Origin of the sequence: Kitasatospora sp. NPDC057198 (genome assembly GCF_042670125.1) — a bacterium.
GTDB lineage: Bacteria > Actinomycetota > Actinomycetes > Streptomycetales > Streptomycetaceae > Kitasatospora.
This window is the reverse complement of the sequence record NZ_JBHUWH010000725.1, coordinates 1-2,597: the sequence shown is the minus strand read 5'-3', so window position 1 is coordinate 2,597 and position 2,597 is coordinate 1. Positions and strand designations below refer to the sequence as shown.

Genomic DNA, 2,597 nt, shown 5'->3' with positions numbered 1-2,597 from the left:
CCGGAAGGTCCGGCGGGCGCCGTGCCGTTCGCCCACCGTGCCGCCAACTCGGCGCGGTGGAGGGCGGTTTGCGGGCGGCCGCCGGTGGACGGGGTGGACCGGGCCACGTATGGTGCTACTTCATAGTGAAGGACGTACATAAATCCTCGGGAGAGGAGGGCGGCGAAGGCGGCCCGAACCCCGGGGACGGCCACGAGGAGCGCAGCCCGCATGACCACCGATCCGTCGGCCCGCAGTGCCGCCCGCAGCACCGGCCGCGACGCCGCCCGCGGTAGCGTCCGCAGCACCGTCCGCGCCTACTACGACGCCCGGTTCGGCGGCGACGTCGCCGCGGCCGCCGCGCTGATCGGCGAAGACTTCGCCTTCCGCAGCCCGTTCGTCACCTCCGACAGCCCGGAGGGCCACCTCGACGGCCTCGGCGGGCTGCTCGGCATCACCGCCCGCGTCGACCTGATCAGCGAGCTGTACGGCGAGGACGAGGCCACCCTGCTCTACGACCTGCACACCGTCCCGGCCGTCGGCATCGTCCAGCACACCGCCGAGCACTTCCGGCTCCGCGACGGCCGGATCACCGCGATCACGCTGCTCTTCGACTCCGCCCCCTGGCAGGCCCTGATGGCCGCGGCCGGACCGGCCCCTGCGGCCGGACCCGCACCCGCACCCGCACCCGCACCCGCCGGGGGCTGACGGAGACCGGCCGAGAAGGGACGACGAGGGGGACGAGGGGCGGGTGTTTGAATGGGGGACATGGCTGAGAACGGGCGTGCGGCGAGCAGGACGGCGGTGCTGGTCTGCCAGGGGCGGGCGGCGGCGGACGGCCGGGCCGGGACGGAGCGGTTCGCCGACCCGGTGGCGCTGGGGCTGCTGGGCCCCGAGGAGCGCACGGTGGTCGAGCAGGTCCGCGCGGGGATTCCGCCGGAGGGCTGGCGGGCCCGCACCGGCTACGAGAGCGTCCGGGCCTGCGCCGAGATCGCGGTGCCGCGCACGGTCGCCGTCGACGAGGCGATCCGCGACCGGGCGAACGGCCAACTCGTCATCCTGGGCGCGGGGTTGGACACCAGGGCCTGGCGGCTGGCCGCACTCGCGCAGGCCGAGGTCTGGGAGGTCGACCACCCCGCCTCCCAGCAGGACAAACGCGCCCGCCTGGCCGGCGCCGAAGCACGACTCGCGGCCCGAGCCGTCCACTTCACCGCCGTCGACTTCGCCACCGACGACCTCGGCGGCGCGCTGGACGCCGCCGGTCACGACCCCGCCGCCCCCACCACCTGGCTGTGGGAGGGCGTCGTCCCCTACCTCACCCGGGAGCAGGTCCGCGGCACCCTCGCCGCGCTCGCCGCGCGCACCGCCCCCGGCAGCGCGCTCGTCCTCAACTACCAGTCCCCGTCGGTGAAGGCGGCCGCCGGGCGGCTGCTCACCCGGCTGCTCGGCGACTCCGTCACCGCGGGCGAACCCTGGCGCTCGCTGTGGAAGCCGGACCGGATGGCCGCCCTGCTCGCCGAGCACGGCCTGCGCGTCACCTCCGACCACGACCTGCTCACCCTCGCCCGGGGCCTCGGCACCTCCGCCCGCAGCCGCTCCTCGCTGGGCACCGGCCGGGTCGCCGTGGCCGTCGCCACCGTCGCAGAGCGGCGCTGACCGCCTGCCGGAGCGGCCGCCACCGCCGGCCGCCGCCGGTCGTCGTCGGCCGCCGCGGGCTGCGGCCGGTTACCGCCGGTCGCTGCCGGGTCGGCACACCTCAAGTGGCCGTACGGCCACCGCAGTTCGCTAGCATGCGCACCCATGACACTGCATGGGGGGACCGGCGGGACCAGGTTCGACCTGGCCGGGAGCGGAGCCGAACCGCTGGAGGAGGACGACCCGCGGGCGATCGGGGAGATCCCGCTGCTGGGCCGGCTCGGGGCGGGCGGGATGGGCCGGGTCTACCTCGGCGTGGTCGAGGGGCGGTACGCGGCGGTCAAGCAGGTGCTGCCGCAGTTCACCGAGGACCCGGACTTCCAACGGCACTTCGGGCACGAGCTCGACAACCTGGCGCGCCTGCCCGCGGAGGCCACCGCCCCGTTACTGGCGGCCGACCGGGACGCCCGCCCGCCGTGGCTGGCCACCGCCTACGTGCCCGGCCTCACCCTGGACCGGGTCCTCGCGGCCAACGGCGGCCCGCTGGACGTCGCCCGGCTGTGGCGCCTGCTGCGCGAGACGGCGTCCTGCCTGCGGGCCGTGCACGACCTGGACATGATCCACCGCGACCTCAAGCCCTCCAACGTCATGCTCACCGCCCGCGGCGCCACCCTCATCGACTTCGGCATCGCCCGCGCCGCCGACCAGAGCCGCCTCACCCGCACCGGCATGGTGCTCGGCACCCCCGCCTACATGGCCCCCGAACAGGCCAACAACACCGGCCGGTTCACCCCCGCCGTCGACGTCTTCGCGCTCGGCGCGCTGATCGCCTACGCCGCCACCGGACGTCCGCCCTTCGGCGAGGGCTCGGGCGTCGACATGCTCTACCGCATCGTCCACACCGAACCCGACCTCACCGCCCTGCGGGACCTCGCCCCCGACCTCGCCGAGACCGTCGCGGCCTGCCTGGACAAGAACCCGGC

Annotated in this window: 3 protein-coding genes; all 3 read left to right on the top strand. The window is 75.6% G+C overall.

The genetic code is table 11. The annotated features are described in order from the left end of the window. Positions 1-210 precede the first annotated feature (210 nt). Complete coding sequence (locus tag ACFUEL_RS38260; protein WP_380242615.1) at positions 211-687, top strand: nuclear transport factor 2 family protein; 477 nt, start codon at positions 211-213, stop codon at positions 685-687. A gap of 60 nt (positions 688-747) precedes the next feature. Further along, the gene (locus ACFUEL_RS38255) at positions 748-1,635 is read left to right on the top strand and encodes a class I SAM-dependent methyltransferase (RefSeq protein ID WP_380242613.1); all 888 of its coding nucleotides are present in this window, start codon (positions 748-750) and stop codon (positions 1,633-1,635) included. Positions 1,636-1,779: 144 nt separating this feature from the next. Next, positions 1,780-2,597, top strand: an 818-nt coding sequence (locus tag ACFUEL_RS38250) for a serine/threonine-protein kinase (protein WP_380242611.1), incomplete at its 3' end; no start/stop codon positions are given.

What these genes read in the sequence shown, in the direction of transcription:
- ACFUEL_RS38260 (WP_380242615.1), top strand. Translation starts at nt 211, where the DNA reads ATGACCACCGATCCGTCGGCCCGCAGTGCCGCCCGCAGCACCGGCCGC.
- ACFUEL_RS38255 (WP_380242613.1), top strand. Translation starts at nt 748, where the DNA reads ATGGCTGAGAACGGGCGTGCGGCGAGCAGGACGGCGGTGCTGGTCTGC.